Origin of the sequence: Campylobacter sp. BCW_6871, assembly GCF_001762325.1 — a bacterium.
GTDB lineage: Bacteria > Campylobacterota > Campylobacteria > Campylobacterales > Campylobacteraceae > Campylobacter_D > Campylobacter_D jejuni.
Window position 1 is genome coordinate 1 of sequence record NZ_MJWQ01000062.1, and the last position, 5,351, is coordinate 5,351.

General features: G+C 29.8%; 3 protein-coding genes. 2 read left to right on the top strand and 1 reads right to left on the bottom strand.

The annotated features are described in order from the left end of the window. Positions 1 to 1,923, top strand: a 1,923-nt coding sequence (locus AJ930_RS06765) for a motility associated factor glycosyltransferase family protein (RefSeq protein WP_070275054.1), incomplete at its 5' end; no start/stop codon positions are given. Further along, on the top strand, positions 1,920 to 3,806 hold the full coding sequence (locus AJ930_RS06770) for a motility associated factor glycosyltransferase family protein (RefSeq protein ID WP_083263164.1): 1,887 nt from the start codon (positions 1,920 to 1,922) through the stop codon (positions 3,804 to 3,806). The genes AJ930_RS06765 and AJ930_RS06770, both read left to right, overlap by 4 nt. A 31-nt stretch (positions 3,807 to 3,837) precedes the next feature. Here AJ930_RS06770 and AJ930_RS06775 read toward each other — a convergent pair. Then, positions 3,838 to 5,351, bottom strand: a 1,514-nt coding sequence (locus AJ930_RS06775; protein WP_070275056.1) for a flagellin A, incomplete at its 5' end; no start/stop codon positions are given.

A 5,351-nucleotide genomic window follows, 5' to 3' on the forward strand; every position in this document is an offset into this window, starting at 1 on the left:
ATGACCTTCACTCCTACCCAAAAAGAGCTCTTTAACAAAAATATTGAAGCTTTAGGTAATATTCTTTTAAAAGAAAGTTTAAAAGAAATCAAGTCTAGCAAATTTGAACTTATCTTAGGTAAAGATAATCTTGATATCAATCTAAAAGATACGAATGATAATACTTTTCTTTATGAAAATGTTATAAATGAATTAAACTCTATGCTAAATACTTACAATGACAAATACCTACTTTATCCTGTATTGTATTTTTATGGTTTTGGAAATGGAATTTTATTTAAAGCTTTATTACAAAATAAAAATCATCAACATATTGTTGTTTTTGAAAAAGATATAGAGATCATTTGGATGATGTTTCATATCTTAGATTTTTCAAATGAATTACAAAATTCAAGATTGATGATTTTAGAAACTAGTTCTTTAGATATAGAATTTTTTTCTAATTTTTGTTCTAACAAACCTTTCTTTCAATTTTCTAGAATTTATTTTTTAGAACTGATGAGTCATTATTATGAAAGATTTCATGAAGATGTTTTGGAGTTAAATAAGAAATTAGCAGAAACTTTTAAAAATATCATTTTAAGAAATGGTAATGATTCACTTGATGCTCTTCAAGGTATAGAGCAATTTGTCTATAATCTTCCTTCAATGATCACTCATCCTAGTTATAAAGAATTACTTTCCAAAAGAAAAAATTTAAGTGATACAGCTATTATTGTTTCTACAGGACCATCTCTTACTAAACAACTTCCTTTGTTAAAAAAATATGCTAATAAAGCTACGATTTTTTGTGCAGATTCTTCTTATCCTATTTTAGCTAAACATGGTATAAAGCCTGATTATGTTTGCATGCTTGAAAGAAGTGAATTTACGGCTGAATTTTTTAATCATGATTTTGGGGAATTTGATAAGGATATTGTATTTATTTGTGCTGGTGTTGTTCATCCAAAAGCGATTGAATATTTAAAGGGTAAAACTTTTATTATAACTCAAAAAGTTCTTGCTTTTCCATATTATATAAATCTTAAAGATTTTTCTTATGCTGCTGTAGGACTTAGTGTTGCACATACATTACCTTATCTAGCAACTTATCTAAGTCATAAAAACATCATTTTTATAGGACAAGATTTAGCTTATGCTGAAAATGGCAATTCTCATCCTGATGATTATCAAAACTCAGCTAACTATGAAAGTCAAATGTATGAGCACATTTTAACCAAAGCTTATGGAGGCAACGGAAAAGTCGAAACTCATAGTATATGGCTTTTATTTAAAAATTGGTTTGAAAATGAAATGATTCCAAATACTAGAAAAATGGGTATCACCACCTACAACTGCACCGAAGGTGGAGCAAGGATAGAAGGAACTATAGAAAAACCTTTTCTATGGGCTTGTGAGAATTTACTTGATAAAGATTTAAATAAACCTTTTGAAAAATTAGAACCTTTAAGTTTAAATAAACAAAATGAGTTTTTACTTAAGGCTTATTATAAAGTTTATCAAAGTATTAAACATTGTAGAGATTTTAGTAAAATACTCAGCAATGATTTTGAAAATATACAAAGTATATATTTGAGTTTAAATGAAAAAGAAGAGGATATCAATTTAGCTATTGAAAAAATAGATGAATTTAAAAATAAACTTGAAGATATTAAACAAATGCAAGATTTGTATGAGATTTTAGGTCCTTTACTGACACAATTTGAACTTAATCTTGCTAGAATTTATGTTTTAAATCCTAAAACCAAAGAAGATGCTTTTAATAAAAATATTCTTTGGATAAAAGAACATTTAGAATTTATGGAATTAGTTTATGGACATATTAAAGCACAAGAAAATGCTTTGATTAAAAATATACTTCCTTTAGAAGAAAAACTTAAAGAAAGAAAATTAGATAAATGGATGGAAAGGGTGAGAAGGTGAGAGAGGAAAATAATTTTGAAAAAAATATCAAAGCTTTAGGTGACTCTGAGTATGAAATTTTACGCAAAAAGCTTCAAGATCTTAAAGAACTTAGAGACTTTACTTTTACCCAAGGAAAAGATAATCTTGATATCAATATCATCAAAAAAAGAAATTTGAAAAAAATGTATCAAGATCCTGTAAAAGAACTTGAAAAAGATTTAGAATATTTTAAAGATTTTGCTCGTTATCCTGTGTTTTTTTTCTATGGAATAGGAAATGGGATTTTATATAAAATTTTATTGCAAAATAAAAATCTTAAAAGAATGATTATTTTTGAAAAAGAATTAGAGCTTATATTTTTAGCTTTTAATTTTGTCGATTTTAGTAAAGATTTAAGTTTAGGAAGGCTTATCATTGTTCATCAAGATGATGTAACTTTACCTAAAATTGAAAAAATCTTTCGCCTTGTAGGAGATTTATTTTATCGTTCTTATAATCTACACATTGCCAATGATTTTTACGAAGAATACAAAGAAGATATTTTAAAACTTAACAAACTCAATATCCTAACCATAAAAAACCATAATCTCATGCATGGAAATGATCCTAAAGATGCTATGCAAGGTATAGAACAATTTGTTTATAATCTTCCCAAACTCATTTCACATCCAAGCTATAAAGAACTTCTCAAAAAAAGAAAAAATGCTAAAGAAACAGCCATAGTCGTTGCAACAGGACCAAGTTTAACTAAACAACTTCCTTTATTAAAAAAGTATGGTAATAAAGCTACGATTTTTTGTGCAGACAGTGCTTATAATATACTTGCAAGAGAAGGTATAAAACCTGATTATGTTTGCATGCTAGAGCGTGATGAGGTAGTAGCAGAATGTTTTAATAATGATTTTGGAGAATTTGATAAAGATATTATTTTTTTAGTTGCTTCTTTGGCACATAAAAAAACTATTGATTATCTTGAAAAAAACAAAAGAAACTATATGCTTATTCTTAAAGGACAACCTTTTGCAAGATATTTAGATCTAGATGATTATGGGTATATTAATGCAGGTATGAGCGTATCACACATGGCTTATGAATGTGCAGAAAATTTAGGACATAAAAATATCATTTTAATAGGACAAGATCTAGCTTATAGTGAAGATGGACAAACGCATTCTAAAGGTTTTATTCATGCTAGTTGGCATAATGGGGACTATGAAAGGGATTTTGGAAAATTTACTACCTTAGCTTATGGAGGAGAAGGCAAAGCAGAAAGTTCTGAAATATGGACTCTTTTTAGGCAAATTTTTGAAAATTTTATTTTCTATAGCGAAAGTAAAACTTATAATTGCACTGAAGGAGGCGCTAGGATAGAAAGTGCTATAGAAAGACCTTTTAAAGAAGTTTGCAAAGATCTACTTGAAAATGAAAAAGATAAAAATTTCAAAAAATTAAAAGCTTTAAATACCAAAGAACAAGTAGAATTGGGTTTAAAAATCTATAAAAAAATCAAAAAAAATATGAGCTTAGCGCTTAATTTTCAAAAAGAATGTAAAAAAATCAAAAAACAAATTCATAATCTTACCCATGGAAAAAGCAAATTATCTCTTAATGAACTCAATCAAAACATCGATAAACTCAAAGAAAAACTTTCAAGTCAAAAATACAGCTTTTTAAAAGAAATTCTAGGGCCTACTTTACACCACGAACAAAGCCTTTTAGCACCTTTATATCTTAAGGATATCAAAGATGAAGCTGATAAACAAAATAAACTTTTTGCTTGGATTTATGCACACGAATCTTTGATTGAAAATATCATAGATCTTTTAGAGGCTCAAGACAAAAGACTTAAAATCGCCATCTTACCTTTGCAAAATTTTTTAGAAAAGAAAAAGGCACTCTAAAAATCTTAGATGCATAAAAGCATCTAAGAAATCATTGAAGAAGTTTTAAAACATTTTGCTGTACAGCATTAGCCTGACTCATAGCATAAGAACCTGACTGCGCAAGGATATTATACTTAGAAAAATTTGCACTTTCAGCCGCAAAGTCTACATCTCTTATGGTTGATTCTGCTGCTTTAACATTTACTTGAGTTACAGTGATGTTGTTTATAGTAACTTGAAGTTGATTTTGCACTGAACCAATGTCTGCTCTGATTTGATCAAGATTTGTTATAGCAGTTTCTGCTATATCCATCACTGCCATAGCGCCTTTAAGTGTAGTTACACCTGCTGTTTCATCTTTTACACCAAGAGTATTTCCAACTGAAGTTTTCAAGGTTGCAAATTGAGATAAATTAGAACCACTAGAAAAACCTGAGCCTGCAGATACATTATAAACCGCTGAGAGTTGAGAAGCTGCAGAAACAGCTATCACATTAGCAAAACCTGTGGAATAATTTTTACCACTACCTACAGAATAACCTGAACCTGACGAAAATCCACTACCGGCACTACTCATATAAGCAGAAACGGAAGAATAACCCCCTAAAATATTACCTTTATCAACTGAGTTAAACCCCATAGCATCAGCAACATTGGCATCAATTTGACCTTTTGATTCTCTTAGAGAAACAGAAGCTTGTGAAATGAAACTACTTGCACCAAATCCAGTAGCAGTTAATCCTGTTCCACTGATTAAAATATCTTTACCATCATTTTTTACCAAAGATAAGCGACCGTAATTTTCTTTCATATTTGGATTGATAAAAGCACCCTTGCCTATATCACCTTCAATTTTAATCCCTCTACCCTCTCTTGAAGTGAGCAAAAGTTTACCATTTTCATCTATAGAGGCTTCTACTCCTGTAGTATCTTTTACAGAGTTGATTGCAGAAACTAAAGCACCATTGCTATCGCCATCTTTATATTCTATCTGGCCGATTTTTACCCCATTAATAGTAAAATCTTCAGAAGTAGTACCTTCTCTAACTGCACCCATACCTCGAGTCTCTACTGTAAAGGTAGCCCTAACACCCGTTTTATCGGCATTTTTATTGATCTCTTCAGCTAAAGCCCCAAGTCCTGTTCCAACCGAAGTTGAAATCACAACTTTTTGAAATTTAAAATCATCTATACCGTTATAGTTTTTCAAAGTAAATTGCACTTCACCACTTTCAGAAATCCTTCCTCCAGTTTCAAAGCGTGTTAAACCTATCTTAGAAGATTGGGTTGGGCCTATGGTAGCTTTAATAGTTTGATTTGAACTTGCACCGATTTGAAATTCTTGATTGATAAAATTACCACTTAAAAGTTGTTTACCATTAAATGAAGTAGTATTAGCAATATTATCAAGTTCTTCCATCAAGCGGTTAATATCTGCTTGAAGCATAGTTCTTGTTTTTAAGCTTTGTCCATCTTGAGCTGCTTGAGTTGCTTTAGTCTTGATTGTATCTAAGATCTTAAGTTGCTCATCCATAGCCTTATCTGCAGTTTGTAAGATGCCTA